General features: G+C 72.8%; 26 protein-coding genes. 4 read left to right on the forward strand and 22 right to left on the reverse strand.

Translation table 11 applies throughout. The features are described from left to right. Nucleotides 1-3: 3 nt before the first annotated feature. The 6 genes from ACH4D5_RS34305 to ACH4D5_RS34330 are packed head-to-tail and all read right to left on the reverse strand — an operon-like array spanning nt 4 to nt 6,909. A complete protein-coding gene (locus ACH4D5_RS34305) occupies nt 4-441 on the reverse strand; it encodes a GNAT family N-acetyltransferase (RefSeq protein ID WP_398310526.1) in 438 nt (145 codons plus the stop codon). Then, nucleotides 425-1,714, reverse strand: a complete 1,290-nt coding sequence (purB, locus tag ACH4D5_RS34310; protein ID WP_398310529.1) for an adenylosuccinate lyase — start codon at nt 1,712-1,714, stop codon at nt 425-427. The genes ACH4D5_RS34305 and purB overlap by 17 nt, the downstream gene beginning before the upstream one ends. A 25-nt stretch (nt 1,715-1,739) precedes the next feature. Then, complete coding sequence (locus ACH4D5_RS34315; RefSeq protein WP_398310532.1) at nt 1,740-3,251, reverse strand: glutamine synthetase family protein; 1,512 nt, start codon at nt 3,249-3,251, stop codon at nt 1,740-1,742. 3 nt (nt 3,252-3,254) lie between these two features. Continuing rightward, nucleotides 3,255-4,652 (reverse strand): amidase, encoded by a 1,398-nt coding sequence (locus tag ACH4D5_RS34320; RefSeq protein WP_398310535.1) that lies wholly within the window; start codon nt 4,650-4,652, stop codon nt 3,255-3,257. Next, a complete protein-coding gene (locus ACH4D5_RS34325) occupies nt 4,649-6,586 on the reverse strand; it encodes a hypothetical protein (protein ID WP_398310538.1) in 1,938 nt (645 codons plus the stop codon). Before ACH4D5_RS34325 ends, ACH4D5_RS34320 begins: the two co-directional genes overlap by 4 nt. Continuing rightward, nucleotides 6,583-6,909, reverse strand: coding sequence for an ATP-binding protein (locus ACH4D5_RS34330; protein WP_398310541.1), 327 nt, complete (start codon nt 6,907-6,909; stop codon nt 6,583-6,585). Before ACH4D5_RS34330 ends, ACH4D5_RS34325 begins: the two co-directional genes overlap by 4 nt. A 197-nt stretch (nt 6,910-7,106) precedes the next feature. Between ACH4D5_RS34330 and ACH4D5_RS34335 the strand changes: the two genes are divergently transcribed. Further along, a complete protein-coding gene (locus ACH4D5_RS34335; protein WP_398310544.1) occupies nt 7,107-7,592 on the forward strand; it encodes a VOC family protein in 486 nt (161 codons plus the stop codon). Between the two features lie 93 nt (nt 7,593-7,685). On the opposite strand, the gene ACH4D5_RS34340 is transcribed toward ACH4D5_RS34335, so the two are convergent. Together ACH4D5_RS34340 and ACH4D5_RS34345 are read right to left on the reverse strand one after the other, a co-directional pair. Next, nucleotides 7,686-8,138, reverse strand: a complete 453-nt coding sequence (locus ACH4D5_RS34340; protein ID WP_398310547.1) for a carboxymuconolactone decarboxylase family protein — start codon at nt 8,136-8,138, stop codon at nt 7,686-7,688. A 181-nt stretch (nt 8,139-8,319) separates the two neighbouring features. Then, nucleotides 8,320-10,503, reverse strand: coding sequence for an MMPL family transporter (locus ACH4D5_RS34345; RefSeq protein WP_398310550.1), 2,184 nt, complete (start codon nt 10,501-10,503; stop codon nt 8,320-8,322). Nucleotides 10,504-10,720: 217 nt separating this feature from the next. Between ACH4D5_RS34345 and ACH4D5_RS34350 the strand changes: the two genes are divergently transcribed. Further along, nucleotides 10,721-11,590, forward strand: a complete 870-nt coding sequence (locus tag ACH4D5_RS34350) for a sigma-70 family RNA polymerase sigma factor (RefSeq protein ID WP_398310804.1) — start codon at nt 10,721-10,723, stop codon at nt 11,588-11,590. 61 nt (nt 11,591-11,651) lie between these two features. Here the strand turns inward: ACH4D5_RS34350 and ACH4D5_RS34355 are convergent, their stop codons facing one another. From ACH4D5_RS34355 to ACH4D5_RS34410, 12 genes are all read right to left on the reverse strand, one after another. Continuing rightward, complete coding sequence (locus ACH4D5_RS34355) at nt 11,652-12,149, reverse strand: RICIN domain-containing protein (RefSeq protein WP_398310553.1); 498 nt, start codon at nt 12,147-12,149, stop codon at nt 11,652-11,654. 98 nt (nt 12,150-12,247) lie between these two features. Beyond that, the gene (locus ACH4D5_RS34360) at nt 12,248-13,114 is read right to left on the reverse strand and encodes an alpha/beta hydrolase family protein (protein ID WP_398310807.1); all 867 of its coding nucleotides are present in this window, start codon (nt 13,112-13,114) and stop codon (nt 12,248-12,250) included. 521 nt (nt 13,115-13,635) lie between these two features. Further along, a complete protein-coding gene (locus tag ACH4D5_RS34365) occupies nt 13,636-15,204 on the reverse strand; it encodes an FAD-dependent monooxygenase (protein ID WP_398310556.1) in 1,569 nt (522 codons plus the stop codon). A 97-nt stretch (nt 15,205-15,301) separates the two neighbouring features. Next, nucleotides 15,302-16,867, reverse strand: a complete 1,566-nt coding sequence (locus ACH4D5_RS34370) for an FAD-dependent monooxygenase (RefSeq protein ID WP_398310559.1) — start codon at nt 16,865-16,867, stop codon at nt 15,302-15,304. A gap of 1 nt (nt 16,868) precedes the next feature. After that, nucleotides 16,869-17,813, reverse strand: a complete 945-nt coding sequence (locus ACH4D5_RS34375; protein ID WP_398310562.1) for an aromatase/cyclase — start codon at nt 17,811-17,813, stop codon at nt 16,869-16,871. A gap of 44 nt (nt 17,814-17,857) precedes the next feature. Then, nucleotides 17,858-18,643, reverse strand: a complete 786-nt coding sequence (gene fabG / locus ACH4D5_RS34380) for a 3-oxoacyl-ACP reductase FabG (RefSeq protein ID WP_398310565.1) — start codon at nt 18,641-18,643, stop codon at nt 17,858-17,860. 13 nt (nt 18,644-18,656) lie between these two features. After that, the gene (locus tag ACH4D5_RS34385) at nt 18,657-18,923 is read right to left on the reverse strand and encodes an acyl carrier protein (protein ID WP_398310568.1); all 267 of its coding nucleotides are present in this window, start codon (nt 18,921-18,923) and stop codon (nt 18,657-18,659) included. 68 nt (nt 18,924-18,991) lie between these two features. Then, on the reverse strand, nt 18,992-20,203 hold the full coding sequence (locus ACH4D5_RS34390) for a ketosynthase chain-length factor (protein WP_398310571.1): 1,212 nt from the start codon (nt 20,201-20,203) through the stop codon (nt 18,992-18,994). Beyond that, the gene (locus ACH4D5_RS34395; RefSeq protein WP_398310574.1) at nt 20,200-21,471 is read right to left on the reverse strand and encodes a beta-ketoacyl-[acyl-carrier-protein] synthase family protein; all 1,272 of its coding nucleotides are present in this window, start codon (nt 21,469-21,471) and stop codon (nt 20,200-20,202) included. Before ACH4D5_RS34395 ends, ACH4D5_RS34390 begins: the two co-directional genes overlap by 4 nt. Further along, on the reverse strand, nt 21,468-21,797 hold the full coding sequence (locus tag ACH4D5_RS34400; protein ID WP_398310577.1) for a TcmI family type II polyketide cyclase: 330 nt from the start codon (nt 21,795-21,797) through the stop codon (nt 21,468-21,470). Before ACH4D5_RS34400 ends, ACH4D5_RS34395 begins: the two co-directional genes overlap by 4 nt. Before the next feature lie 169 nt (nt 21,798-21,966). Further along, a complete protein-coding gene (locus tag ACH4D5_RS34405) occupies nt 21,967-22,662 on the reverse strand; it encodes an antibiotic biosynthesis monooxygenase family protein (RefSeq protein WP_398310580.1) in 696 nt (231 codons plus the stop codon). Nucleotides 22,663-22,722: 60 nt separating this feature from the next. Continuing rightward, entirely contained in the window at nt 22,723-24,186 is a 1,464-nt protein-coding gene (locus ACH4D5_RS34410; RefSeq protein ID WP_398310583.1) for an FAD-dependent monooxygenase, read from the reverse strand. 175 nt (nt 24,187-24,361) lie between these two features. On the opposite strand from ACH4D5_RS34410, the gene ACH4D5_RS34415 reads away from it, so the two are divergent. Then, complete coding sequence (locus tag ACH4D5_RS34415) at nt 24,362-24,829, forward strand: nuclear transport factor 2 family protein (RefSeq protein WP_398310586.1); 468 nt, start codon at nt 24,362-24,364, stop codon at nt 24,827-24,829. A 50-nt stretch (nt 24,830-24,879) separates the two neighbouring features. Here ACH4D5_RS34415 and ACH4D5_RS34420 read toward each other — a convergent pair whose 3' ends face one another. Next, nucleotides 24,880-25,296, reverse strand: a complete 417-nt coding sequence (locus ACH4D5_RS34420) for a pyridoxamine 5'-phosphate oxidase family protein (protein ID WP_398310589.1) — start codon at nt 25,294-25,296, stop codon at nt 24,880-24,882. 89 nt (nt 25,297-25,385) lie between these two features. After that, nucleotides 25,386-25,514 (reverse strand): hypothetical protein, encoded by a 129-nt coding sequence (locus ACH4D5_RS34425; RefSeq protein WP_398310592.1) that lies wholly within the window; start codon nt 25,512-25,514, stop codon nt 25,386-25,388. A 211-nt stretch (nt 25,515-25,725) separates the two neighbouring features. Between ACH4D5_RS34425 and ACH4D5_RS34430 the strand changes: the two genes are divergently transcribed. Further along, nucleotides 25,726-25,992 (forward strand): DUF6059 family protein, encoded by a 267-nt coding sequence (locus tag ACH4D5_RS34430; RefSeq protein ID WP_398310595.1) that lies wholly within the window; start codon nt 25,726-25,728, stop codon nt 25,990-25,992. The last annotated feature ends 25 nt before the right edge of the window (nt 25,993-26,017 follow it).

Genomic DNA, 26,017 nt, shown 5'->3' on the forward strand with positions numbered 1-26,017 from the left:
CGGTTACGGCTGGGCGGGCGGCCCGGTGAGGGGCTGTCCGGGGTTCAGGACCCATGCCGAGTCGTGCCGGGTGAAGCCCATGCGCGGGTAGTAGCCGGTGGCGGCGGGGGCCGACAGGAGCACCACCTTGGCGTCGGGCGCCTCGCGGCGGGTCGCCTCCAGCAGGGCGGTGCCCACCCCGGAGCGCTGGTGGCGGCGGATGACGGCGATGTCGGAGAGGTAGGTGACGTAGGAGAAGTCGGAGATGCTGCGGGCGATGCCGATGAGGGTGCCGTCCGCTTCCCGGGCGACGACGACGAGGTTGGCCTGGCGGATCATCGCGGCCATCCGCGCGCGGTCCTGCACGGGCCGGCGCTCGCCCAGGCCGGATGCGTGGTAGACCGCGAGGACGTCGTCCAGGTCGAGGTCGGGGCCGTTGACGCGTTCAGTCTTCCAGCTCATCGAGCTTCTCCAATCGCCGCCGTATGACGTCGTGATGGACCAGGAACCGTTCGGGCCGCAGCTCCTGGCGCAGCTCGACGCCCTCGTGGGCCAGGGTGTCGGTGAAGGGGGTGCCGGTGGCCGCCGTGCGGTTCGCGGCGGCCTGCGCCGAGCGGTAGGCGTGCTCGCGCTCGGTGCCCTCGCCCAGCAGCTCCACCAGGACGGCCGAACTGTAGATGAGGCCGTGGGTGCGCTCCAGGGCGGCCCGCATCGCCTGGGTGTTCACGCGCAGGTGCGCCACCAGCTCTTCGGCCTTGGTGGCCTGGAAGTGGGCGACGGCCAGGCTGTCGGGCAGGATGACCCGCTCGACCGACTGGTGAGCCAGGTCCCGCTCGTGCCACAGGGCGACGTCCTCCAGGGCGGTGGTGGCGTAGCCGCGCAGCAGGCGGGCCAGGCCGCACAGCCGTTCGCTGGTGGTGGGGTTGCGTTTGTGGGGCATGGCGCTGGAGCCCTGGTAGGCGGGGGCGCGCTGTTCCTCGACCTCGGCGACCTCGGTGCGCTGCAGCAGCCGCAGCTCCAGGGCGATCTGTTCGACGCAGGCGCCCATGGCGGCGACGGCCTGCACCAGTTGGGCGTGCCGGTCGCGGGCGACGACCTGGCTGGGCGCGGGTTCGATGCCCAGGCCCAGCGCCTGGCACACGTACTCCTCCACGTACGGGTCGATGAGCGCGTAGGTGCCCACCGAGCCGGAGATGGTGCCCACCGCGACGGCCTGGCGGGCGGCGGCCAGCCGCTGCAGGGAGCGGTCGACGGCGAAGGCGTAGCCGGCGAGTTTGTGGCCGAAGGTGGTCGGCTCGGCGTGGATGCCGTGGGTGCGGCCGACCATCAGGGTGTCGAAGTGTTCCAGTGCTCTGGTGACCAGGGTGCGGCGCAGGCGGCGGCCGGCGGCCGCCAGCAGGTCGCCGGCGCGGGCCAGGGTGTGGCCGAGGGCGGTGTCCACCAGGTCGTAGCTGGTCATGCCCAGGTGGACCCAGCGGGCCGAGGATTCGGGGATGTTCTCGCAGTAGGCGGCGAGGAAGGACAGGACTTCGTGGTCGCGGTCCTTCTCGATCTCGGCGATGCGGTGGGCGAGCGGCACCGGGGCGCGGCGCATGTCGTTCAGGGCGTCCTCGGGGACGCGTCCCAGGCGTACTTGGGCCTCAGTGGCCAGGATCTCCACGCGGACCCAGGTGGCGTAGCGGGACTGGTCGGAGAAGAGATCCGCCATCTCGGGCAGGGTGTATCGGGCAATCATGCAACGACCTCTGTTCTCCGGATTGTCAGTACGCCTCGAAGTACTCGCGCTGTTCCCATTCGGTGACCTGGGTGTCGTCGGTGCCGGTGGTGGCGCGCCAGGTCTGGTAGCGGCGCAGTTCGCTCTCCTTGAGCTTGGTCAGGCAGGCCGTCAGCGGGCGGCCCAGGAGCTGGGCGGCGCGTCCGGTGCGGAAGGCGTCCAGGGCTTCGGCCAGGGACTGCGGCACGTACTGGGCGGTGGCCGGTCCTGGCTGTTGGGCGTGGTGTGTGCCGGTGGCGTTGCCGGTCAGGCCTTCCAGGCCGGCGAACAGCTGGGCGGCGATGGCGAGGTAGGGGTTGGCGCACGGTTCGCCGCTGCGGTTTTCGATGTGGGCGCCGGTGCCGGCGCCGACCACGCGGAGCATGACGCTGCGGTCCTCCATGCTCCAGTCCATGCGGGTGGGGGCCAGGGAGTGGCGGGAGTTGAGCCTGCGGTAGCCGTTGACGGTGGGCACCGACAGCAGGAACAGTTCCCGGCTCCAGGCCAGCAGGCCGTCCGCGTAGGCCTTGGCCTGCGGGGACAGGCCGCCTGCGGGGCCTTCGGCGGCGAAGAGGTTGCGTCCGTCGGCGGTGTCAAGGACGGACTGGTGCAGGTGCCAGCCGCTGGGGTCGAAGGCGTCCAGGCGCGGCTGGGACATGAAGGAGGCGTGGTGGCCGCGCTGGGCGCACCAGCGTTTGGTGGCGGTGCGGAACAGCAGCATCGCGTCGGCGGTGTCCAGGGCGGACATCGGGCTGAAGGTGGACTCGACCTGGCCGGGGCCCGATTCGTGTTCCATGGAGCGCAGCGGCAGGCCGAGTGCGCTCAGGTGCATGGCCAGGGGGTCGGTGAGGTGGGCGACGGAGTCGTAGCGGGCGTCGAGGTTGAACTGGTAGCCGGCGTTCAGCGGCGCCACCTGGGGGGCCTGGCCCTGCAGGCCGAAGCCGTTGCCCTGGTTGCCGACCTCGCCCGCCAGCAGCCGGGTGAGGTACCACTCGACTTCCAGGCCCACCACCGGCTGGTAGCCGTGGGCGTGGTAGGCGGCTTCCAGGCGGCGCAGGACGGCGCGGGCGGACAGCGGGTGCGCGCTGCCCTCGCGCAGGTATTCGTCGCCGATGACCCAGGCGGTGCGCGGCTGGGTGCCCGGCAGCAGTTGGAAGGTCAGCGGGTCGGGTACGAGGAGGAAGTTGCCGGCGCCGGCGAGTTCTTCCACGCCCAGGCCGGGCTCCCCCAGGAAGTCGACGGCGATGGCGTGCCCGGTGTCGAAGAGGAAGGGGCCGGGGCTGAAGTTCATGCCGTTGCGCAGCACGGAGCGGAAGGTGTCGGCGGTCAGTGTCTTGGAGCGGGCCAGGCCGTGCGGGTCGGGAAAGACCAGGCGGACGAAGTCGATGTGGGCGAGGTCGGCCTCGATCTGTTCGGCGGCGGCCGACTGTTCCTCGTTCCACAGTCCGTGGTCGGCGACGAAGGAGGGGGTGCCGACGGCGTCCTGGGCGGCTACGGAGCGCCATGACCGGGTGTACATGGTTCAGGGGGTCCTTTCGGTGGCGGGGACGAGCGCGGGCCGGGCGTGGGGCGGGGGCAGCGGCCCGAGCTCCCGCTCCAGCCGGTGGGCCACTCTCAGGACCAGGTCGTCGGCGCCGACGGGTCCCACGAGCTGGACGCCGGCCGGCAGTCCGGAGGCGGTCAGGCCGGCCGGGAGGGTCACCGCGGGCTGGCCGGTCATGTTGAAGGGGTAGGAGGCCGGTGACCAGGCCAGCCAGAGCAGGTCGCGGGGGTCGGCCGCCCAGGGCGGGGCGATGGCGTCGAGGGCGAATGGCTCGATGGGGACGGTGGCCATGGCCAGCAGGTGGTGGCGGCGCATCACCGAGCGCAGCCGGGTGCGCAGTTGCTGGCGGACTCCTTCGGCGCGCATCAGGGCGGTGCCGCTCAGGGTGCGTCCGTAGCGGACGATCTCCAGGCGGCCCGGGTCGCAGTGTTCCTCGTCCTGGCGGTCGGTACCGGCCGCTTCGGCCGCGGCCAGGATGTCCACGAGGGCCGGGTAGAGGTCGTCGCAGCGCACCTCGACGCGCTCGACCTGGTGTCCCTGGCCGGCCAGGGCGGCCATCGCCTGTTCGCTCACCGTGCGGATCTCGTCGGTGGTGCCCTCGTACTCGATCCATCCGATGCGCCGGCAGGGGCGGTCGGCGGGCAGGTCGATGGAGCCGAGTCCGGAGTCGGGGTCGGCGGGGTGGGGGCCCGCGATGACGGCGGCCAGGGCGGCCGCGTCGGCGACGGTGCGGGCCAGCGTGCCCTGGTGGGCGAGCCGGTCGACGCCGTTGGGGACGTAGGGGACGCGGCCGTAGGAGGGTTTGTAGCCGGCCACGCCGCAGAATGCGGCGGGGATGCGGATGGAGCCGGCCCCGTCGGTGGCCAGGGCGCCCTCGCCCAGGCCGGTGGCCACCGCGGCGGCGGCCCCGCCGCTGGAGCCGCCCGCGGTGAGGTGGGGCGCGTAGGGGTTGGCGGTGGGCGCGGTGAGGCGGCCCAGGGTGGCGGCGCTCCAGCCGTACTCGGAGGTCGTCGTCTTGCCGATGACGACGGCGCCGGCCGCGCGCAGCCGGGCGACGGCCGGGGCGTCCTTGCGGGCGCGCCGGTTGGTCAGCAGGGAGCCGCGGGTGGTGGGCAGGTCGCGGGTCTGCAGGAGGTCCTTGACCGAGACCGTGACGCCCAGCAGCGGCGCCCCGTGCCAGGCGTCGGCGCCGCGTTCGCGGATGCGCCGGTCGGCCGCCTCGGCGGCCTGCAGGGCGGTGTCGCCGGCGGCGGTGACGAACGCGCCCAGCGTGTCCTGTTCGCGCACCGCGTTCAGCACGCGCTGGACGTGCTCGGTGACGGTGCTCTCCCCGCGGCGCAGGCGTGCGGTGAGCTCGGCGATCCCCGGGGCGGTCATCGTGGGGTTTCCACGGGGTCGGGGCGGGCCGGCCCGGTGGCGGTGATCGTGCGCCAGTGCCAGGCGGCGTCGAATGCGGTGACCTGCAACGGCGCCCCGGCCAGGGCCAGTTCGGCGGCCAGCGTGGTGGCGCGGGCGATGAAGCGCGAGACGCGGTGGGCGGCGAGCAGGTCCTGTGCGTCGAAGGCGGTGCCCGCGCAGCGCAGCAGGCGCAGGTCGACGAAGCCGTTGAAGGTGCGTCCGGCCACCTCGACGGGCTGCGGGGAGCGGATGGAGAAGCGCACCTTGTTGTTGACGTGCCCGTGGTGGTGCTGGTCGGAGAAGAACGCGATGTCGGGGATGGTGGGCGGCACGAAGTGGTCGCGGGCCACCACGGCGGGGTGGCGGGGCAGGTTGCCGGGGACGAAGTGCCAGGAGTTGTACTGCATGCGGGAGGACATCGCCCAGGCCGCGTCGGCCACCGCCTCGATGGAGCCGCCGAAGTGGGCGCGGGCCCGGGGCCGGGGCACCACGCAGCAGAAGTAGTGGGTGATGTCCCAGCCGCAGATCTCCGCCCAGTTCTCCGCTTGCAGCGCGCCGATCAGGGCGGGCAGGGAGCGCATGCCGCGGCTCATGGCGAAGTCGACGTCGCACACGTCCGCGACGGCCGCCACGCTCTCGTGGACGAGGGCTTCCAGGCCGGTGCCATGGGAAGCGTGCGGGCGGGCGAGCCACTGCGGGGCGGCGGCGGCGCTGTCGCCCAGCGCGTCCAGGGTGGCGCCGTCGAGCGGGAGGCACTCGGCCAGGCGCCGGCTGATCTCCTCGTCGAGGCGGCGGGCGCCTTGGGCCGGGGCGGCGATGCGCTCCACCTTGTGCATCAGCGTGCCGTGGATCTCGCGGTAGAGGGGGGCCTGGCGGATCACCTGCCGGCGGCGTGCGCCCAGGGCGTCGGCCAGGGTGTTCAGGTCCTCCATGCCGTGCGAGGCGGCGGGGGCGACCGGTTCGCCCGGGACGCTGTTGTAGGAGCGGCGGATGCGCTCCAGCATGGCCGCGACGTGGTCGATGCTCAGCTGGGTGCCGTTGGCCTCCTCGACGCGGCCGAAGCCGGCCGAGCGGATGAGCAGGGTCAGGCCCGCCACCAGTTGCACGTCGTGGTCCGACCACAGTTCCAGGGGCAGTTGCTGCAGGCTGCTCAGGACGCAGTCGGGGTGGCCCGGCCACAGGGTCTTGCCGGTGAGGCTGTTCTGCTCGCGGAAGTTGGTGTACTGCCGGTCCTCCTGGTAGAGGACGAAGGGGGCGGTGCGCAGGGCGGCTTCCTTGGCCTGGTCCAGGAGGGCGTCGCGGCCCTTGTCGCCCTGCCGCTCCAGCCAGGCGCGGCAGTCGGCCAGGGTGGCCGCGCCGCGGGCGGCGGCGCGGTTCAGCTCGGCGTGGTAGGCGCGGGCGGCCTGCAGCGACCAGGGCACGCGCACCACCCCGCCGACCAGGTTCCGCCGGTCCAGGGGCCCTTGGGCGGGGCCGCGCAGGAGGATCCGGCCGGTGGTGGCCAGCGCCAGCTCGCCGATGAAGACGGGTTCTTCGTCGGCCGCCTCGATGAGGTCGAGGGCTGGGTCGGCGCCGCCGCCAGGGTGGGGGTCGGGGTCCTTCGGGCGCCAGGTCAGCTGCCACAGGGCCTGGAAGGCGGCCTCGTCGGAGGTGCTCAGGGCCCGCAGCTGGACCTCGGGGGGCACGTGCCGGTCGAGGCTGAGCAGGATGTCCACGCAGGCGCGCAGGTCCGCGGCGGTGCGGGCGCGTTCCCAGACCCGCTCCAGGAGGCCGGGGAACCCGGCGCCGGGCTCGCGGGCGCGGTCGGGTCCCGGCGCGGTGCCCGCGGGGGTGCCCAGCCTGCTGGGGCGGCGGCTGACTCGCTTCCTGGCGTTGGCGGCGCGGCGGCTCTCGCGCTCGGCCGGCCCGCTCATGAGGTGCCCGCGGTCAGGTCGATGTGGCTCCACACGCTCGCGTCGGTGGGCTCCCAGTCCTCGTCGACGTAGATGCAGTCGACGGGGCACTCGAGCACGCAGGCGGGACAGCCCGAGCACAGTTCGGGAATGATGATGACGTCGAGACCGCGGTCGAATATGGCGCCGAACTCCTCGGGACAGCTGCGCAGGCAGCTGTCGCAGGTGATGCACTCCGAGGTTTCTATGCGGCGCGGTGGCTTCTTCCAGTTCTCGCCGCGAGTTCGCGCGGCGATCCGCTCGGAACGGGCGGATTTCGCCGCCGGTAATGCGTTCTCGCTCACGGAACACTCACCCTTCGGGTCGGTTCGAGACGCCCACATCGTTACGACGGGGTCTCGACCACTCCATGAGCTTCGGTGGTGGATTACTCGACTGCTTTGTTCAACCGGAGAAATGCCCGGTTGAACAGTGGCGGGTGGCCGATACCGTCGGGCCGGGAAGCCGACGGGGACACCGACCACGAACAGGAGCAGCCACGATGCCTGCGACGCCGGGGCCGAAACTGATGACGTTCCTGACCTTCAGGAGCCAGGCCGAGGAGGCGCTGGAGTTCTACACCGCGCTCTTCGACAACTCCGAGGTGCACCGGATGATCCGGGCGCGCGCCGGGGAGCCGGGGTGGGAGGAAGGCGTGCTGCAGCACGCCGTCTTTACACTCGACGGGCAAATGTTCATGTGTACGAACATGCCGCCGCCCGGGGCCGTTGGATACGATCTTGCGCCGTGGGATTCGTATGAGTTCTCCCCCGCGACCGCGATATACGTGCAGTGCGAATCGGAAAGCGAATTTGATCGTCTCTACACGGCGCTTTCCGAGAAGGGTGAGGTCATCATGCCGGCGGGCGGGTATGAATTCAGTGCCCGGTTCGGGTGGCTGACCGACCGGTTCGGGGTGTCCTGGCGCATCAATCTCGTGCCGGCCAGGGGGGCTCGCGCCCGCCGGGCGGCGGGCGCGGCGGGCTGAGGCGGGCGCCGGGCGCGGACCGGCAGACGGACACGGCTGAGGCCGGCCCACCGCTGGAGGTGGCCGGCCTCAGCCGTGTCCGTGCCCGGCCGCTCAGCCCCAGGCGCCGGCCACCTGCTTGGTGGTCACGTTCAGACGGTTGAAGAAGTTGGACAGGGCGACCATCAGGACCAGTGCCGCCAGGCCCTTCTCGTCGTAGTGGGCCTTGGCGCGCTCCCAGACGTCGTCCGGCACCGGGTCGCTGCGGTCGGCCAGCCGGGTGACGACCTCGGCCAGCTCCAGCGCGGCACGCTCGGCGTCGGTGAAGTAGTTCGTCTCCCGCCAGGCGGCGACGGCGAACAGGCGCTCCTCGGTCTCGCCGGCCTTGCGGGCGCCGCGGGCTCCGGAGTCCACACAGGGGCTGCAGCCGTTGATCTGGCTCGCGCGCAGGTGGACCAGGTCCAGGGTCGCCTTGGGGACCCCGCCGGAGTAGATCGCCTTGTACATGTCCTGCACAGGCTGGGTGGCGTCAAGGATCATCGCCGGGTTCTGCAGGCGCGCTTCCATGGTTCTTCCTCTCTTCGATCAATACGACGCCGCTCGGGCAGCGTCACTTCTATGACGAACGGGGACGGACATGTGTGACAGCGACAGGTCACCGGGTCGGCGGTGACCCGGCGGGCGGGTCGGGGGCGGGCGCCGCGCCGCGGGGGAATCCGGCGCGGCGCCCTTCCGTCCGGCGCGCCGGTCAGGTGCCGACGTCGACGCGGGCGGTCTGTGCGGGGCGCTCGCCGGCGGGCGGCGCCTCGTCCTCGGGGTGGCCCGGGCGCCAGATGCGCGGGCCGATGCCGAGGGAGAGTGCGGGGATCAGCAGGCTGCGCACCAGGAAGGTGTCCAGCAGGATGCCGATCGCGACGAGCAGGCCCTGCTGCAGCGAGCCCACGGTGGGAATGGCGGCCAGGACACAGAAGGTGGCCGCCAGCACGACGCCCGCGGAGGTGATGACGCCGCCGGTGACGGTCAGGCCGGTCAGGGTGCCCTCGCGGTGCCCGCGCAGCTTGACCTCCTCCCGGACCCGGGCCATCAGGAAGATCGTGTAGTCCACCCCGAGAGCGACCAGGAACAGGAAGCCGATCAGCAGCAGCCCGCGGTCGATGCGCGGGTAGTCGATGGCGTGGAAGAGCAGGGAGGCCGCGCCGACGGCGGAGGCGTAGGAGAGCACCACCGAGGCCAGCAGGACGAGCGGGGCGACCACCGCGCGCAGCACCAGGACCAGCATGAGCAGGACGACCGCGAGGATCAGCGGGATCAGCAGCATCTCCTCGTCCTTCTGGGCGTCGGAGGTGTCGAGCACGATCGCGGTCTGGCCGCCCACGACGGCCTCCGCGCTCTCTCCCCCGGCCCGGTCCAGCGCCGTGCGCATCCGCTCCACGGTGTCCTTGGCCGCCGCGGTGTCCGGGGCGTCCTCGAACACGGCCGTCAGGTGGGTCCAGCCGCCCGCGGTCCGCTCGGTGGCCGCGGACTCCACGCCGGAGACGTCCTGGACGGTGCGCAGGGCGGCATCGGCCGCGCCGGCGGGCACGTAGATGTCGGCGGGCGCCGCCGAGCCCGCGGGGAAGTGCTCGGCCAGCAGCCGCTGGCCCTCGACGGAGTCGACGGTCTTGGTGAACTGCTCGGCCTGGGTCTGGCCGGTCTCCACCGTGGTGGTGCCAAGAGCCAGGACGGCCAGCACGCCCAGGGAGGCGGCCCAGATCACCCGGGGCCTGCGGCCCACGGCCTGCGCCACGCGGGCCCAGGCGCCGTGCTCCTTCTCCGCGCTCGCGTCGTAGCCGGGGGTGTGGCGCGGCACGAAGGGCCAGAACGTCCAGCGGCCCAGGATGACGAGCAGCGCGGGCAGCAGCGAGGTCATCGCCAGGAAGACCACCGCGATGCCGATGGCCACCACCGGGCCCAGGCCCTGGGTGGAGTTCATGCTGCCGAAGACCAGGCAGAGCGTGGCGACGCCCACCGTGGCCGCGGAGGCCGCCAGCGCCGGCATCGAGCGGCCCACGGCGATCTGCATCGCCTCGTGCCGGTCCGCGTGGCGGTGCAGTTCCTCGCGGTAGCGGGCGATGAGCAGCAGGGCGTAGTCGGTGCCCACGCCCACGCACAGGATCATCAGGATGTACGCGCTGAGTCCGTTGACGAGCAGGCCCGCGTGCTTGGCCAGCAGGTAGACCACGCCGCTGGCGACCTGGCTGGCCAGGAAGACGGTCAGCAGCGGGACCAGCCACAGCACGGGGCTGCGGTAGGTCAGCAGGAGCAGCAGCGCGACGACGCCCAGGGCCGCGCCCAGCAGCGCCCCGTCCATGCCGCTGTAGACCTCGGCGAAGTCGCGGACGCTGCCGGCCTCGCCGGCGACGCGGATGTCCAGGCCGCCCGGCGCACCGTCCTTGACGATGTCCTCGGACTCGCTCACGGCGTCGGTGAGGACCGCGTTGTCGCTGGGGCTGGTGCGCAGCGGGTAGCTGAGGAAGGCGGCCTTGCCGTCCTCGGAGATCTGGGGCTTGGGCACGTCGCCCACGGCGACGTCGTTCTCCAGCTCGGTGCGGTCCGCCGCGATCTTCTGCCGGTCGGCGTCGGTGAGTCCCTCGCCGCGGGCGTAGACGATGATGGCGGTGCTGCTGTCCTTGTCGGCGAAGTGCTTCTCCGCCAGGGCCACCGCCTGGGTCGACTGGGCGCTGGAGGGCAGCCAGGTCTCGGGGTCGTTGTCCTGGACGTCTCCCAGCTTGGCCGCCAGGGAGCCGCCCGCCATGATCAGCACCAGCCAGATGACGAGCACGGCCCACTTGGAGCGGCGGCCGCTGACCATTCGGGCGTACCGGGTCAGGAAACCGGCCGCGGCACTCGGATCGTCACCGTGCGTCACTGGTCGCCGACGTAGAGTTGTCATGGATGCTCGCAAAGGGTCAGGGAGCCTGCTCTCGACAGCTCCGAGCTGAATCCGGGAGAGAGCGCGACCAGGGGCGCGGAGTCTTTCGTGGCCGGCGGCCGCCGCATCCCGTCACACGCGGGTGGTCCCGTTCGTCACTGCTATGACGCCCGGCAGCGCGAAGATGTGACAGGCGTTTGTCACACACCGACCGGGATCGAAGGGGACGACGGTGGTCATGCAGGAAAACGAACGGTTGGCACGCGCGTTCGAGGAGAAGCGGCCGCGGCTGCAGGCCGTGGCCCACCGCATGCTCGGTTCGTCCGACGAGGCCGAGGACGCCGTGCAGGAGGCCTGGATCAGGCTGCACCGCAGCGAGACCGACAGCGTGGAGAACCTCGACGGCTGGCTCACCACGGTGGTGGGCCGGGTCTGCCTCGACATGCTCCGCGCCCGCAACCGCCGCGAGGAGTTCCTCGCCGAACACGCCGAACCCGCGGGCGAGCCCCGCACCGAGGAGCTCTCCGACCCCGAGCAGGCGGCCGTGCTGGCCGACTCCGTGGGGCTGGCGATGCTGGTGGTCCTGGACACGCTCGCCCCGGACGAGCGGCTCGCCTTCGTCCTGCACGACACCTTCGCCGTGCCGTTCGCCGACATCGCCGCGATCATCGGGCGCAGCCCGGCGGCCACCCGGCAGCTGGCCAGCCGGGCCCGTCGGCGCGTGCACGGTGCCTCTCCCCTGCCCGACCTGCAGCGCCAGCACCAGGTCGTGGACGCGTTCCTGACCGCCGCGCGCAGCGGCGAGTTCGAGCGGCTGCTGACCCTGCTGGCCCCCGATGCCACCATGCAGGCCGACGACACGGCGGTACGCATCGGGGCCGCGCCGCTGACCGAGGGCGCCCGGGGCGTGGCGAGCATCTTCTCCGGCGGCGCCGAGGCGGCCCGCATCGCGCTCATCGACGGGTCGGTGGGCGCGGTGTGGCAGTCCAAGACGCGCCCGATCGTGGTCTTCAACTTCACCATCGAGGACGGGAAGATCGCCGCCATCGACCTGGTGGCCGGGCCCGAGCGGCTGAAGGAGCTGGACATCGTGGTGCTGGACGCCTGAGCGGCCGCTTTCGCCGTTTCGTCCCGGCGGCGACGAAACGGCGGGGGCGGGTGCCGGCCGCTCAGCCGATGGTCCACCGCTGCGTGCGGTCGTTGCGGTCGCACGTGGCCGTCCGGTAGAGGCCGCCGGTGGTCTGGTAGAGGCAGAGGCGGGTCGCTGTGTTCCGGAGCATGACCGCACTGGCCGGCGCGGGCTGGATGACCTGCCACAGCTGGTTGTTCCCGCCGTTGCAATCGCCTATGTAGACGTGCCGCTCCTTGTTGCTGTCCAGGCAGTGGTCCCAGACGTAGTTCTGGAGTGTCGAGGAGGTGTTGGTGGTGCCGGTCCACCGCCAGTACTGCTCGCTGTAGGCCTTGTCGCAGGGCAGGGCCCACAAGTTGTAGTAGTGGTTCTCCGCGATGCACTGCTTGTACTCGTAGTTCGCGAACCGGGCCGGGGACGCCGCGGTCTCAGCGGCGGCGGCCGTCCCCGGTGCCGCCAGGGTCAGCGACAGGGCGAGCCCCACCGACGTCCCGATGACCGACACGGCCTGCTTGATCCTTCTCCCTGAAATGGACAAGATCGGTTCCTCCCAATCGCTGTGTGACTCCTGCGAGTTGGCGTCGGCAGGCGTCGGCACATGGTCGCAGGGGACCGTCTTGATCGGGGCGCGGCCGGTCAGCTTTCGGGGGCGGCGGGTGCGGTGGCGGCCGGGGGCAGGCACTCCTCCAGGAACGCCAGGGCCCGCAGGTGGTAGGCGCGGGCCGCCCAGCCCAGGCTGATGTTGTGTCCCGCGTCCGGCTGGCGCTCCAGCAGGACGCGGGGGGAGGCGGTGAACCCGGCCGCCAAAGCAGCCAGTTCGCTCTCCCCCTGGTGCCACCACCCCTCGTGCTCGGCGAAGGTGAGCCGCACCGGCACCCGCACCCGGGCCGCGAGCCGGTCGAACGCGCCCGGCCAGGACGCCAGGTCGGCCGCCTCCCGCGCGGGCATCGGCGCCACCACGCCCGCACTGGCCCGGAAGGTGCCCGGCGGATACAGCCGCAGCGGCCCCCAGTGCCGCCGCCGGTTTCCGGGACGGCCGCCGCGCACCTCGTCCTCGGCGCCCGGCGCGTACCGCCGGCCGCAGCCCGAGACGTCCACACCCAGCAGCCCGTCGCCGTGCTGCGCGTGCGCGGCGGCCGACAGAGCCAGCTTGCCGCCGAAGGAGTGCGCCAGCAGGAAGACGCCCGCGCCCACACGGTGGCGGCGGGCGAAGTCGGCGATGGCCGCGCGCAGCAGCGGGCTCTGCTCGGCGACCGGCAGCCCGGCGGGCAGCGCGGCGGCGGACCGGCCGTAGCCGGGGCGGTCCACCGCCAGCACCGTGTAGCCCAGCCGGGCCCCGAGCCGGAGCAGGGACAGCTCCGGGCGGGCCGCCCCGTCGAAGTACCCGGCGCTCATGCCGCCGCCGTGCACCGCCACGACCAGCGCGCGCGGGGCGGCCCCGGCGGGTTCGCTCAGCAGGGCGGACAGGGTGAGTCCGGCCGCGTCCAGCACGATCTGACGCACCCCGCCGTCCGGGGCGGCCCGCCGGACCTGGACGGTGCGCTCCGCGCCGCCGGACACCGCGCCGCCGGGCTCCTCACCGATGGGCACCGCACCGGCGGGTACCGCGCCGGTGAGCGCCACACCGGCGGGTGCCCCGCCGACCGCCTCCTCACCAGCAGGCCCCCCACCGGTGAGCGCCGCACCAGCGGCTGCCCCACCAATGGACTCCTCGCCAATCGCTTCCGCGCCAGCGGACGCCACACCGGCGGCTGCCCCACCGGCGGACTCCTCGCCAACCGCCTCCTCACCAGCAGGCCCCCCACCGATGGGCACCGCACCGGCGGACCCCTCGCCAACCACCTCCTCACCAGCAGGCCCCCCACCGATGGGCACCGCACCGGCGGCCGCCCCACCGATGGACTCCTCGCCAATCGCTTCCGCGCCAGCGGGCGCCGCACCGGTGGGTGCCTCATCGGCGGGCTGCGCGTCGGCGGGCGCCGCGTGACGCGGACCGGCCGTGGCCGGTCCAGGAGCCGTTGCCACTACGCGGCTCGATCCTCGCCGAACCACCGGCCCAGCGCGTCGGCCAGCCCGTCCGGTGTGCCCTCGCCCGTCCACACCACGTGTCCGTCGGGTCGTACCAGGACCGCGTCCAGGCCGGCCAGTACGTCGCTGGCGCCCTCCACCGGCTTGGCGGTGGCCGTCACCACGTCGACGCGGTCGGACCAGCGGGCGGCGATGGCACGGACTCCGGCGTCGTCGGACAGGTCGAGCAGGACGCCGCGCGCCGGGTGCAGCAGGCGCAGCGTGTCGCTCTCGCCGTCGGCGCCGGTCAGCGGGCGCTTGGCCAGTCGGCGGCCGAGCAGGGGGTGGGCGGGGGCCGCCGTGTCCCGACCCGAAGCGCCGGGTGCGGCGGATGCGGCGGATGCCTCGGGGGTGTTCACGTCGTAGCGGATGTCGAGGTGGCTGACGATGCCCGCCAAGTGCCGTTTGACCGCGTCGTGTTCGATGAGCTCGGCGAACAGGGCACGCAGCGGGTCCGACTGCTCGCCACCTAGGAACACGATGCCCTGGGCGCGGGTGTTCATCAGCAGCCGCCGGCCCACCGGGTGCCGCTCCTGGTGGTAGGTGTCCAGGAGCGTGGCCGGGGCGGTGCCGCGCACCGTGGCGGCCAGCTTCCAGCCGAGGTTGGCCGCGTCCTGCACGCCGGTGCTCAGCCCCTGTCCGCCGGCCGGCAGGTGGATGTGTGCCGCGTCGCCGGCCAGCAGGACCCGGCCGCGCCGGTACTGGCCGGCCTGGCGGGTGGCGTCGCTGAAGGAGCTCACCCACTGGGCGCTGCCGCCGCTGATGTCCTCGCCGGTGATGTGCTGCCAGGCCGCGGCGACCTCGGCGAAGGTGACGTCGTCGTCCCGGTCGCGGGCCGGGACGCCGTGCGGGCAGACGATGATGCGGTCCACGCCCTCCTTCAGCGGCGCCGCCATCACCATGCCGTGCGGCAGCCGTTCGCCCAGGAAGCGGGGCTTGAGTCCGCAGCCCTCGACGTCGGCCAGGAACATCGTGCGGCTTGCGGGCAGTCCGGGAAAGTCGAAGCCGGCCGCCCTGCGGATGCCGCTCTGCCCGCCGTCGCAGCCCACCAGGTAGGCGGCGCGCAGCTGCCGGGTGCCGTCCGGGGTCGCGACGGTGACCTCGACGTGGTCGCCGTCCAGGAAGCCCTCGGCCAGGCCCAGCACGTCCCAGCCGCGCCGGATGTCCGCGCCGAGCTCCAGCGCCCACGCCTCCAGGACGGCCTCGGTCTCGTTCTGCGGGATGCCGCGGGCCCCGAAGTGGGCGTCCTCCAGCGTGGTGTAGTCGAACTGCACCCCGCCGAAGTGGCCCAGGGGGCTGGTCGCGAGCGTCTCCCCCTGCCCGAACCGCGGCAGCAGCCCGCGCTGGTCGAACACCTCCATGGCCCGGGCGGTGAAGCCCAGCCCCCGGGACTGCCCGGTCGGCTCGGCCAGGCGCTCGACGACGGTGACGCGGGCCCCGCCCAGGCGCAGTTCGCCCGCGAGCATCAGCCCCGTCGGTCCGGCGCCGACCACGATGACGTCGGTGTCCACCGCTGTCCCTGCCATGATTGTCCTGCCTCTCCTCGCTCGGATCTGGTCTGTGGTGTGGCGCGAAGGCGCTCGTGCGGCGCGGTGGTGGTGGCGGGCGAGGGCGGGCGGCAGGTCAGCGGGGGGTGCCGAACCAGCGCTCCAGGGCGGCCGCGGGATCCTCGCCGTCGCCGGGCTGTGCGCCGGTGTCCGCCGCCCAGACGACGTAGCCGTCCGGGCGCACCGCCACCGCGCTCACCTTGTCCAGCTCGCCGGGCTCGCTGCCCGGCTCCGGGCGGGCCGCCACCAGGTCGATGCGGTCGGCCCAGCCCTCCCCCACGGCCGGCACCCGGCCCTCCAGGCCCAGCAGCAGTCCGCGCCCGGACCTGAGCAGTTCCAGGGTGGTGCAGGTGGAGCTGCCCACCCGCAGCCGGGCGTGCGGCAGCCGCAGGCCGGTCAGCCGGTGGCCCGAGCCGCAGCCGGCGTAGCGGATGTCCAGGCCGCTGATCATCCCGGCGAGGCGGGTGCGCACCCGCTCGTGGGGCAGCAGTTCGGCAAGGACCGTGCGCAGCGGCTCTACTTCGCGGCTGCCCAGCAGCAGCAGCGCCTGGGCGCGGATGTTGGCCAGGACGGCGCTGCCCACTGCGTGGCGTTCCTGGTGGTAGGTGTCCAGCAGGTCCTTGGGGGCGTGGCCGGCCAGGACGGCGGCGAGTTTCCAGCCGAGGTTGAAGGCGTCCTGCAGGCCCAGGTTGAGGGCCTGGCCGCCGATGGGCATCTGGCGGTGGGCGGCGTCGCCCGCGTACAGCACGCGGCCGTGCCGGTACTGCGCGAGCTGGCGGTTGGCGTCGTCGAAGTGGTTCACCCACAGGGGTGTGCCGGTGCTGATGTCCTCGCCGGTCACCCGCTGCCAGGCGGCGGCCATCTCCTCGAAGCGGGGCGGTCGGGTGCGCCGGCGTACGGCTGCTCCGAACTCGTGGACCATCACCCGGGTCACGCCGTCGGGGCGGCGCGCGGCGATGGCCAGGCCGCGCGGCAGCCGCTCGAAGCGCCGGTCGGGGATGTCGATGCCCTCGACGTCGGCGCGCAGCAGTTCGCGGGCGGCTTCCTGGCCGGGGAAGTCGGCTCCGGTCAGGCGGCGCACCGTGGAGTCCTGGCCGTCGCAGGCCACCAGGTAGCGGCCGCGCAGCCGGACGGGGCGGCCGTCGCGGCCGACGGCTTCGGCCTCGACCCGCTCGCCGTCCTGGGTGAGGTCGAGCAGTTGCAGCCGGTGGCCGCAGCGGATGTCCGCGCCGAGCGAGAGCGCCCACTCCTCCAGGACCGACTCGGTCTTGGTCTGGGGCACCTTGTGCTGGCCGGGGTAGGCGCCGGGCAGGGTGAGGTCCAGGGGCAGGCCGCCGAAGTGGCCGCGGGCCTCGGTGGGCGGGCTGCCGAGGTCGGTGAGCAGGCCGCGGCTGTCGAAGATCTCCATGGTGCGGGCGTGCAGGGTGGAGGCCCGCGACTCCTTGGTGGGGCGGTGGCGCTGCTCGACGACGGCCACCTGGATGCCGTGCAGGCACAGTTCGGCGGTGAGCAGCAGCCCCACGGGTCCGGCACCGACGACGATGACCTGGGTGTCCATCACCTCGGTCGCCTCGGTCACGTCGGTCGCCTCGGTGCGGCCCGGGCCGGGCCCGCGGGTGCGGTCGGCGTCCTGCGCGGCCATGTCAGCGCGTCCGCTCCGCGTAGTCCTTGGCGTGGCCCAGGGTGGCGCGGCTGTTGGTGCTCAGCGCGCTGTGCACGTACTCGCGGGCGTCGGCGACCGTGGCCTGCTCGCCGAGTATCTTGGCGATGTTGGCGGTGTTGATGGACACGGTGTGCTGCGAGCTCGCCTCGGTGGTGCCCGGGCCGGTCTCGGTGAATGTCCACACGCCGGTGTGCAGGGTCATCAGGGCGGGCAGGGTGACCTGCTTGTAGGCGATTTTGCGGGTGTCCAGGGCGACCCGGTAGGACTTGGTGGTGTGCACCGAGCCGTCCTTGGCGCGGGTGTCCATCTCCAGGATCTGCAGCCCGGGGGCGGGTTCCTCGAAGCGTACGGTGGCCACGTGCGGCAGCCGCTCGGGCCACCGGTCGGCCTCGTTGACGAAGTCGAAGACGTCCTTGGCGGCGCCGTCGATGTGCACGGTGTCGGTGAAGGAGAAGAGGAGTTTCTCGCTCTCCGCGGCGTGGGCGTGTTCGACGTTGTCCTTGAGCGCGGCCAGTTCCGAGGTGCTGTTGGTGTCCACGGCCCGGTCGATCCACTGCAGGTCCTGCGGGTCGTCGTCGATGGCCCGGTAGTCGTGCAGCAGCCGGATCCGGGAGCTGTCGGTGCCCAGCGGTTCGACGATCCAGGTGCCGCCCATCGCGGCGACCGGCGCGGTGGTGACCTCCTGGCGGAAGTCGATGCGCAGGGCCTCGGGGTCCAGGGTGCGGCGTGAAGTCCAGTTCTTGGCCTGGCCGTTGGCGGTGGCCCAGATGTGGATGCGTTCTTGGTGGGCGCCGGTTGCCTGGCGTTCGACGTGGATGGTGGGCGGGAAGATCTGCGGCCAGTGGCTCACGTCCGCCAGCAGGCGGTAGACCGTGGCCGCGGGCGCGCCGATGGTGATCTCGTGCTCGACCTGACGCGTCGTCATGACTGTGGCTCCTTGAGCGGGGCTGTCGGGGCGGTCGGGGCGGTTCAGAAGTTGCCGAGGCCGCCGCAGACGTTGAGCGCCTGGGAGGTGATGGAGGCGGCGGTGTCGGAGGCCAGGTAGCCGATCAGGCCGGCGACTTCCTCGGGGGTGCTGTAGCGGCCGAGGGGGATCTTGGCCTGGAACTTGGTGAGGATCGCCTCCTCGGTGGTGTCGTAGGCGGCGGCGTAGCCCTGGCGCACCCGCTGGGCCATCGGCGTCTCGACGTAGCCGGGGCAGACGGCGTTGACGGTGATGCCGGTGGGGGCCAGTTCGTTGCCGAGTGCCTTGGTGAAGCCGACGACGCCGTGCTTGGAGGCGGAGTAGGGGGCGCCGAGCACGACGCCCTGCTTGCCCGCGGTGGAGGCGACGTTGATGATGCGGCCCCGCTCCTGGGTGCGCATGCCGCCGGTGGTGAGCACCGCGCGGGTCATGCGGAAGACGCTGGTGAGGTTGGTGTCGATCACGTCGTCCCACAGCTCGTCGGTGAGGTCCGCGGTGACGCCGCCGCCGGAGCGGCCGGCGTTGTTGACCAGGACGTCGATGCGGCCGTACCGGTCGACGGCGGCCTGGACGAAGGCGGTGACGGAGGCGCCGTCGCGCACGTCGAGCACCTGGCCCTCGGCCTCCAGGCCGTCGTTGCGCAGGGCCTTGACGGTCGCGATGACGTCGCTCTCGGTGCGCGCGCCCAGGAAGACCAGGTGGCCTTGGGCGGCCAGCAGCCGGGCGGTGGCCAGGCCGATGCCGCTGGTGGCGCCGGTGACGAGCGCGACGCGGGAGGTGGACTGTGTCATGGCGGGTGTCCTCTCAGGCCACGCGGGCGGCGGCCAGCCGCTCGTTGACGGTGTCGATCAGTTCCCGGGGGGTCAGGGCGTCGGTCAGCGTGTCGTCGTCGAGCGATATGCCGTACTCGCGCTCGATGCAGCCGCCGGTCTCCAGCAGGGCGAGCGATTCGTAGCCCAGCAGGGCGAAGGTGGTGTCCAGGATGTCGTCGGGCCGGGCGCTCTCGTCGGCGCCCGCGGCCTCGACGAGGATGCGCTGGAGGTCGGCGAGGGTGAAAGGTCGGTCGCTCATGTCGGTGTTTCCTTCGTCTCGGGGCCCGGCCGGCGCGGCGGTGTTCCGCCTGCCGGGGCGCGGGCGGCTCACTGCCCGGCGCGCACGACCAGTGCGGAGTTGAACCCGCCGTGGCCGCGGGCCACCACCAGCGCGGTGCGCAGGGCGGCCGGGCGCACCTGGTACAGGACCAGGTCCAGGTCGTACTCGGGGCAGGGGTCGATGTGGACGGTGGGCGGGATGACGCCGGCCCGCATGGCGAGCAGCGCGCAGGCCACGTCCAGCGGTGCGGCGCCGGAGTGCAGGCGGCCGGTCATCGTCTTGGGCACGGTGACCGGGACGCGGCCGGGGCCGAAGACCTCACTGATCGCCTCGGCCTCGGCCCGGTCCAGTTCGGGCACGCCCGCGCCGTCGGCGAAGACCACGTCGATGTCGCCGGGGGCGGTGCCCGCGTCGTCCAGGGCGGTGCGGATGGCGGTGCGCAGGGTGGAGCCGCGGCCGCTGTGCGGGGGCGGGTCGATGGTCGCCCCGTAGCCGGCCAGTTCGCCGTAGACCTGGGCGCCGCGGGCGCGGGCCGCCTCGGCGGGCTCCAGGGTGAACAGCGCCCCGCCCTCGCCGGGCACGTAGCCGCGGGCGTCGCGGTCGAAGGGCAGGTAGGCGCGGGTGGGTTCGTCGCTGTCGCTCATCCGCCCGCCGGCGAGCTGGGCGACCCAGCCCCAGGGGCAGACCGAGGCGTCCACGGCGCCGCACACGATCAGCGGGGTGCCCTTGCGCACCAGCCGCCGGGCCTGGGCCAGTGCGTCCAGGCCGCCGGCCTGGTCGCTGACGACGACGCCGCTGGGCCCCTTCATGCCGTGCCGGATGGAGATCTGGCCGCTGTTGACCGCGTAGAACCAGGCGAAGGACTGGTAGGCGGAGACGAACTGGCTGCCCTTGGCCCACAGTTTCTGCAGTTCGTCCTGGCCGAACTCGAAGCCGCCGGCGTGGCTGGCGGTGACCACGCCCATGTCCAGCGGGTCGAAGGCGGCCACCTCCACGCCGGCGTCCGCCAGCGCCCAGTCCGCGGCGGCCAGCGAGAGCCGGGTGACGCGGTCGGTCTGCGGCAGCAGCCGGCCCGGCAGGTGCTCGGCGGCCTCGAATCCGGGGATCTCGCCCGCCAGTTGGGCGGGGTAGCCGGAGGGGTCGAAGCGGGTGATGCGGCCGATGCCGCTCTTGGCGCCCACGGTGGCCGCCCAGTAGTCGGCCGCGCCCAGGCCGTTGGGGGCGGCGATGCCCATGCCGGTGACCGCGACCGGGGTCATACGGTGCTCCTTTGCGCGCTGGTGAGCACCATGGCGCTCTGGAATCCGCCGAAGCCGCTGCCGACCGTCAGCACGGAGTCGACCCGCTGGTCGCGGGCCGTCAGCGGCACGTAGTCCAGGTCGCATTCGGGGTCCGGGGTGTGCAGGTTGGCTGTGGGCGGCACGACGTCGTACTCCATCGCCAGGGCGGAGGCGGCGATCTCGATGGAGCCGATGGCGCCCAGCGAGTGGCCCACCATCGACTTGATGGAGCTGACCGGGGTGCGGTAGGCGTGCTCGCCCAGCGCCTTTTTGAACGCGGCCGTCTCGTGCCGGTCGTTCTGCTTGGTGCCCGAGCCGTGGGCGTTGATGTAGTCGACCTGCTCGGGGTTGAGGCGGGCCTCGTCCAGGGCCAGGCGGATGGCCTCGGCCATCTCCGCGCCGTCCCGGCGCAGTCCGGTCATGTGGTAGGCGTTGGAGCGGGTGGCGTAGCCGGCGATCTCGGCGTAGATGTGCGCGCCGCGGCGGCGTGCGCTGTGCAGTTCCTCCAGGACGAAGAAGGCGGCGCCCTCACCGAGGACGAAGCCGTTGCGGGTGCTGTCGAAGGGCCGCGAGGCCGTTGCGGGCGCGTCGTGGCGCGGTGTGGTCGCCTTGATCGCGTCGAAGCACGCCATGGTGATCGGTGAGATCGGCGCGTCCGAGGCCCCGGCGACCATGACGTCGACGGAGCCCTCGCGCACCAGCTCCACGGCGTAGCCGACGGCGTCGATGCCGGAGGTGCAGCCGGTGGAGACGACCGTGGAGGGTCCCTCGGCGCCGACCGCCCAGGCCACCTCCGCGGCGAAGGAGCTGGGCACCAGGTAGTTGTACAGGTGCGGCACGGCGTAGCGGTGGTCGACCAGGTCGAGGCGGCCGCCGTCGCTGACGACGCGGTATTCGTTGTCCAGGCCCATGGTGGCGCCCACCGCGCTGCCCACGACCACGCCGATGCGGTGGGGCGGGTGGGCGGCCAGTTCGGCGCCGCTGTCCTCGACCGCGCCGCGCGCGGTGACCACGGCGAACTGCGCGGCCCGGTCCATGCGCCGCACCTCCTGCGGGCTCAGGCCGTTCTCCAGGCCGCAGAAGTCGGCCTCGGCCGCCACCTTGGAGCGGAACGGGGCGGGGTCGAAGAAGGTGATGCCCCGGGTCGCGGTGCGGCCCTCGCTGAGCAGCTGCCAGAACTCTTTTCGGCCCAGGCCGCCGGGGGCCAGGACCTCGATGCCGGTGATGGCCACGCGGCGCTGCGTCATGCGCCGGCCTCCCAGGAGTAGAAGCGCTTGGCCATGGCGTCGGCCGGGGAGCGCCAGGTCGCGGGGTCGTAGGCCTCGATGTGCGGCTTGAGGTCCTCGCTGATCCTGACGAAGCGCGGGTCGTCCTTGGCCCGTTCGATCCGGGAGCCTCCGTCGTCGCTGTCGAAGTCCTGAAGGTGGAAGTAGAGGCCGCGGTAGGCGAAGAGCTGGCGGCGCCGGGTCCCCATCCGGTGGGGCATGTCGGTGGCGTCGAAGTCGGTGAACAGTTCGGCGACGTCGCGGCTGGAGTCGATCGCCATCCGGGCCACGATCAGCGTGCTGTGCATACCTCGCTCCTTGCGGTGGGCGCCGGGCGCTGGGCGCTGGGCATGACGGGGTCGGGGCCGGCGGGCCGGTGTCGAGCGGCCCGGGGCCGGGCGGGGCGCCCGGCCCCGGCCGGTGGCCGGGGCCGGGTGTGCTCGATCGGCCGGCCCGCGCGGCCGGTCCCGGCAGGCCTCAGGCGCCTGCGGCGCGGCTGTGGATGACCCGGTAGGAGTTCCAGTCGCTCTCGGTCTTCAGGGCGTTGATACGCGCCTCGGACTTCTGGCGGGTCTCGGACTGCTGCGCCAGGGGCTGGTTGCGGTGGGCGTCGTACTGCTCCTTGCTCGCCCACTGCGAGTAGACGACGGCGAAGGGCCCGTCCAAGAAGCGGGCGCGCAGGCCCTTGAAGACGCTGTGCGAGCGGTAGCCGTCCACGTCCACGAGCCAGGACTGGCCCTCGCCCAGCTCCGCGATCAGCTCGTCCTGGTTGCCTTCGGCGACCTTGAAGATCTCGATGACGGTGTGGTCGTCACGGTCGGGCGAGACCTCGGTCGCCTCGCCCTGGGAGGGGTGGCGCTGGGTGTGGACGATCTCGCTCTGCAGCAGCCGGATCGAGGTGGTGATGTCCTGGAAGACCGGCAGCGTGCGGTGCTTGAACTCCTCGCCCGCATACCGCTTCTCCAGGTCCTCGCCGCTGCGCCACTGGATGAAGTTGGCGGTGCCGGGGCTGTCCTGGCCGGCGTGCACGGTGGAGGAGATCCAGCCGTCGAAGGCCGCGGTGTCGACGATCTTCCGCATCTCCTGGATCAGCTTGTCCTGCTTGTCCGGCCGGTCGGTGGTGAACAGGTTGAGGACGGTCAGGTACTTGTCCTGGGTGGAGATGTAGGGCATGGCGGGATGTCACTTCCTGTCAGGAATGGATGCGGACCGTGGGGCCGGGGTTCCGGGGGTTCAGGCGGCGGGGCCGAACCAGCGCTCCAGCGCCCGGGGCAGGGTCTCGGCGCCCGGGTCGGGCGTGATCCAGGCGATGTAGCCGTCGGGGCGCAGCAGGATCCCGTCGGCGTCGGGCAGGTCCTGGCCGCGGTCCGCGCCGACGAGGTCGACGCGGTCCGACCAGGCCTTGGCGGCATCGAGCAGCGGGCGGCCGGCGCCGAAGTCGAGCAGGACTCCCCGGCCGGCGTGCAGCAGCTCATAGACGCCGGTGCGCTGTCCGTCGCAGGTCAGCTCGGCGTCCTGGAGGCGCCGGCCGAGCAGCGGGTGCTCCCCCGCGCCCACCTCGTGGCGGATGTCGAGTCCGGTGACCATGCCGACGAGGTGGGTCTGCACCGACTCGTACTGCGTGAGCTCGGTGAACACCTCCAGCAGCGGGGTGATCTCCTCGCCGCCGAGGTAGAGGATGCGCTGGGCCAGGGTGTTGGTGAGGATGCGGGCGCCGACCGGGTGCCGCTCGCTGTGGTAGGTGTCCAGCAGCGCGTCGGGGGCCAGCCCCTTGAGGACCAGCGCCAGTTTCCAGCCGAGGTTGACCGCGTCCTGCACGCCGGCGCTCATGCCCTGGGCGCCGATGGGCAGGTGGATGTGGGCGGCGTCGCCCGCCAGGAAGACCCGGCCGCGCCGGTATTCGGCGGCCTGCCGGCTCACATCGGTGGTCGAGCTCACCCACAGCGGGGTGGCCGCGTGGATGTCCTCGCCCGAGAGCTTTTGGAAGGTGTCGGCGACTTCCTCGAAGGTGATCGGGCCGGCGCTCTTGCGCAGCGGTTCGGTGCGGTCGTAGTAGATGATGCGGCAGCGGTCCGGGCCCAGCGGCAGCACCATGATCATGCCGTCGGGCACCCGCTCGCCGGCGAACCGGGGCCGCAGCCGCACCCCGGCGATGTCGGCGAAGCGCAGCTCGATGGCCGGCTCGGTGCCGGGGAAGTCGATCCCGGCGGCTTCGCGCACCGCGCTGCGGGCGCCGTCGCACCCGATGACGTACCGTCCGCGCAGCCGGCCGCCGTCGGGCCCGGCCACCTGCAGCGTGACGCCGTCGGCGTCCTGGACCAGGCCGGTGATCTCGACGGACCGGCGGATGCGGGCACCCTGCTCGGTGGCCCAGCCGGCCAGCATCGCCTCGGTGCGGGACTGGGGTATCCCCCGCGCGCCGTACGAACCGCCGCTGAGCACCCGGTAGTCCAGCGGCACTCCGCCGAAGTGCCCGGCGGGGATGACGTCGACCTCGCCGAGGCGGGACAGCAGCCCGCGCTGCCCGAATTCCTCGATGGTGCGCGCGGAGAATCCAAGAGCGCGTGACTGCTGCATCGGCTCGGCGAGCCTGTCGACCACGAGAACGGAAATTCCGTGCAGGCCGAACTCACCGGCGAGCATGAGTCCCGTGGGACCCGCGCCTACGATGATCACGTCCGCGTCATAATTGTCCATCGTCGTCCATCCGCCCTCTTCTGGTTGATGTTTTACGAGTATGGACAGCGCCGGAGCGGGCGGTAAAGAGACGCCGGTTCACAGCTTCTGCAGTCCAGTACAGAAACGTGCGGAGAATGTCAGATCTTCTACAGGCGGGGTTGGTCGGGGTGCCTTTGTGGGCCCATTCTCAAGCATGACCTCGACTGAAGCTGAAGCCTTCACTCCGGACACGGCCATGGTGGATGCCTTTACCGTGCGCGGGCTACTGGACCGCTATCTCCTGGCGTTGGACACCGAAAAGCTCGACGACGCGTGGGCGCGCACCCTGTTCACCGAGGACGCCGTCGTCGCGTTCCCCCTGAGCCGGCACGAGGGAAGGGCCGGGCTCGCGGAATGGCACCGCAGCGCGCTGGCGCATTTCGCCCGCACCCAGCATCTGAATTCGCCCGCGGTGGTGGACTGCGCGGGCGACGAGGCGAGTCTGCGCGCCAACCTCGTCTCCACGCACGTGCACCATCCCGGCGGCGAGGGGCCCGAGTTGTTCACCACCGGCACCTCGGTGAGCGGCTCGGCCTGCCGCACCGCGGCCGGCTGGCGGCTCGCCCGGCTCTCCTTCGGGCTGATCTGGGTGGACGGGGTGCCGCCCGGCGCGCGCGGCTGATGCCCCACACGCCCTCAGCGCCCTCAGTGCCCTCAGCAGGCTCGGCGGGCTCAGCAGTTGAGGGTCGTCACCCGGTCGACCGCGATCTCCACGACCACCCGTCCCGGCGGGTTCGGCGGCCCGGAGAAGTAGCGCTCGGTGTAGCGGCGGACCCCCTCGGCGACGCGTTCGGGGGCGTCGAAGACCTGGGCGGTGCCCTCCAGGGCGACCCAGGCGAAGCCGTCCACCTGGCACAGCGCGACCCGGGCCGCCGGCGAGGCCAGCACGTTCTTGACCTTGCGCGTGGTGTTCACCGTCAGGACGCGGGCCAGGCCCGCCCGCTCGTCCCAGGTGAACCGCACGGGCGTCAGATGGGGCGAGCCGTCGGGCCGCAGCGTGCTCAGCACGGCGGTGTGCGGCGCGGTGAGGAACGCGCGGGCCGAGGGGGACAGCGCCGTCGTGCCGGCGCGCCGCGGGGAGAGCGTCATCGTCTTGGACTCCTCTTTCGGTCACCGGCGCAACGCGCCCTGGCACACCACCGTCGCGGCTCGCGGTCCCGGCCGGGAAGGGGCGTCGGTCAGTCGATCCCGCGGACCACGTTCGCCTCCGCGGGCTCGTCCTCGTCGTCGTCCACCCCGGCGAGCCGGAGCACCGGCGCGATCCCTTCCACGCCGCGTCCCTGGCGCTCGCGTTCGGCCTCGTCCATGGGCCTCTCCTCCTGCGACCGTGCGCCCCGCGGAGCCGCGGAGCGCGACTGCTCCACCCGGCCACGGTGGCAAGGCGCTCTCGAGGCCGGGCGGAGGGGCGGCTCGAGTCCGCCTCGACACCGCGTCGACCAAGGGCCCGCACAGTCACGGCCCGGCGCACCCGCATCCGCTGCGGCCACCGGTGGCCGCGCCCCCCTCGGAGGGATCCCCATGGCCGGCTTGATCAGGCGTTTCTGGCACGAGGTGTACGCGGCCCTGCAGGCCTACGGCGCCATCTACATGTCGGGGGCCTGGCTCCCGCCCGCCGCCGCGCCGCCCGCCGCCGCATCCCACGGCGGTGCGCCGTCCGGCGCGGCGCCCCGGGAGCTGGCGGGCCCGCCCCGGGACCATCCGGAACGGCTGTGCCCGGAGGTCGCGCTGACCCCGGTGGAGCGCGCGCTCAACCGGCAGCTGGAAGGCGGCGAAGGCGGCTTCTGACGTGGCATCACAGGGGCGGGCCGCG

Source organism: Streptomyces sp. NPDC018029, from assembly GCF_044327655.1.
Lineage (GTDB): Bacteria > Actinomycetota > Actinomycetes > Streptomycetales > Streptomycetaceae > Streptomyces.

Coding starts and splice junctions, on each gene's coding strand:
- ACH4D5_RS34345 (WP_398310550.1), bottom strand. CDS start 10,503: ATGACAACTCTACGTCGGCGACCAGTGACGCACGGTGACGATCCGAGT.
- ACH4D5_RS34325 (WP_398310538.1), bottom strand. CDS start 6,586: ATGAGCGGGCCGGCCGAGCGCGAGAGCCGCCGCGCCGCCAACGCCAGG.
- ACH4D5_RS34365 (WP_398310556.1), bottom strand. CDS start 15,204: ATGGCAGGGACAGCGGTGGACACCGACGTCATCGTGGTCGGCGCCGGA.
- ACH4D5_RS34350 (WP_398310804.1), top strand. CDS start 10,721: ATGCAGGAAAACGAACGGTTGGCACGCGCGTTCGAGGAGAAGCGGCCG.
- ACH4D5_RS34385 (WP_398310568.1), bottom strand. CDS start 18,923: ATGAGCGACCGACCTTTCACCCTCGCCGACCTCCAGCGCATCCTCGTC.
- ACH4D5_RS34370 (WP_398310559.1), bottom strand. CDS start 16,867: ATGGCCGCGCAGGACGCCGACCGCACCCGCGGGCCCGGCCCGGGCCGC.
- ACH4D5_RS34340 (WP_398310547.1), bottom strand. CDS start 8,138: ATGGAAGCGCGCCTGCAGAACCCGGCGATGATCCTTGACGCCACCCAG.
- ACH4D5_RS34415 (WP_398310586.1), top strand. CDS start 24,362: ATGACCTCGACTGAAGCTGAAGCCTTCACTCCGGACACGGCCATGGTG.
- ACH4D5_RS34410 (WP_398310583.1), bottom strand. CDS start 24,186: ATGGACAATTATGACGCGGACGTGATCATCGTAGGCGCGGGTCCCACG.
- ACH4D5_RS34320 (WP_398310535.1), bottom strand. CDS start 4,652: ATGACCGCCCCGGGGATCGCCGAGCTCACCGCACGCCTGCGCCGCGGG.
- purB (WP_398310529.1), bottom strand. CDS start 1,714: ATGATTGCCCGATACACCCTGCCCGAGATGGCGGATCTCTTCTCCGAC.
- ACH4D5_RS34405 (WP_398310580.1), bottom strand. CDS start 22,662: ATGCCCTACATCTCCACCCAGGACAAGTACCTGACCGTCCTCAACCTG.
- ACH4D5_RS34430 (WP_398310595.1), top strand. CDS start 25,726: ATGGCCGGCTTGATCAGGCGTTTCTGGCACGAGGTGTACGCGGCCCTG.
- ACH4D5_RS34305 (WP_398310526.1), bottom strand. CDS start 441: ATGAGCTGGAAGACTGAACGCGTCAACGGCCCCGACCTCGACCTGGAC.
- ACH4D5_RS34335 (WP_398310544.1), top strand. CDS start 7,107: ATGCCTGCGACGCCGGGGCCGAAACTGATGACGTTCCTGACCTTCAGG.
- ACH4D5_RS34420 (WP_398310589.1), bottom strand. CDS start 25,296: ATGACGCTCTCCCCGCGGCGCGCCGGCACGACGGCGCTGTCCCCCTCG.
- ACH4D5_RS34390 (WP_398310571.1), bottom strand. CDS start 20,203: ATGACCCCGGTCGCGGTCACCGGCATGGGCATCGCCGCCCCCAACGGC.
- ACH4D5_RS34375 (WP_398310562.1), bottom strand. CDS start 17,813: ATGACGACGCGTCAGGTCGAGCACGAGATCACCATCGGCGCGCCCGCG.
- ACH4D5_RS34315 (WP_398310532.1), bottom strand. CDS start 3,251: ATGTACACCCGGTCATGGCGCTCCGTAGCCGCCCAGGACGCCGTCGGC.
- fabG (WP_398310565.1), bottom strand. CDS start 18,643: ATGACACAGTCCACCTCCCGCGTCGCGCTCGTCACCGGCGCCACCAGC.
- ACH4D5_RS34425 (WP_398310592.1), bottom strand. CDS start 25,514: ATGGACGAGGCCGAACGCGAGCGCCAGGGACGCGGCGTGGAAGGGATC.
- ACH4D5_RS34400 (WP_398310577.1), bottom strand. CDS start 21,797: ATGCACAGCACGCTGATCGTGGCCCGGATGGCGATCGACTCCAGCCGC.
- ACH4D5_RS34395 (WP_398310574.1), bottom strand. CDS start 21,471: ATGACGCAGCGCCGCGTGGCCATCACCGGCATCGAGGTCCTGGCCCCC.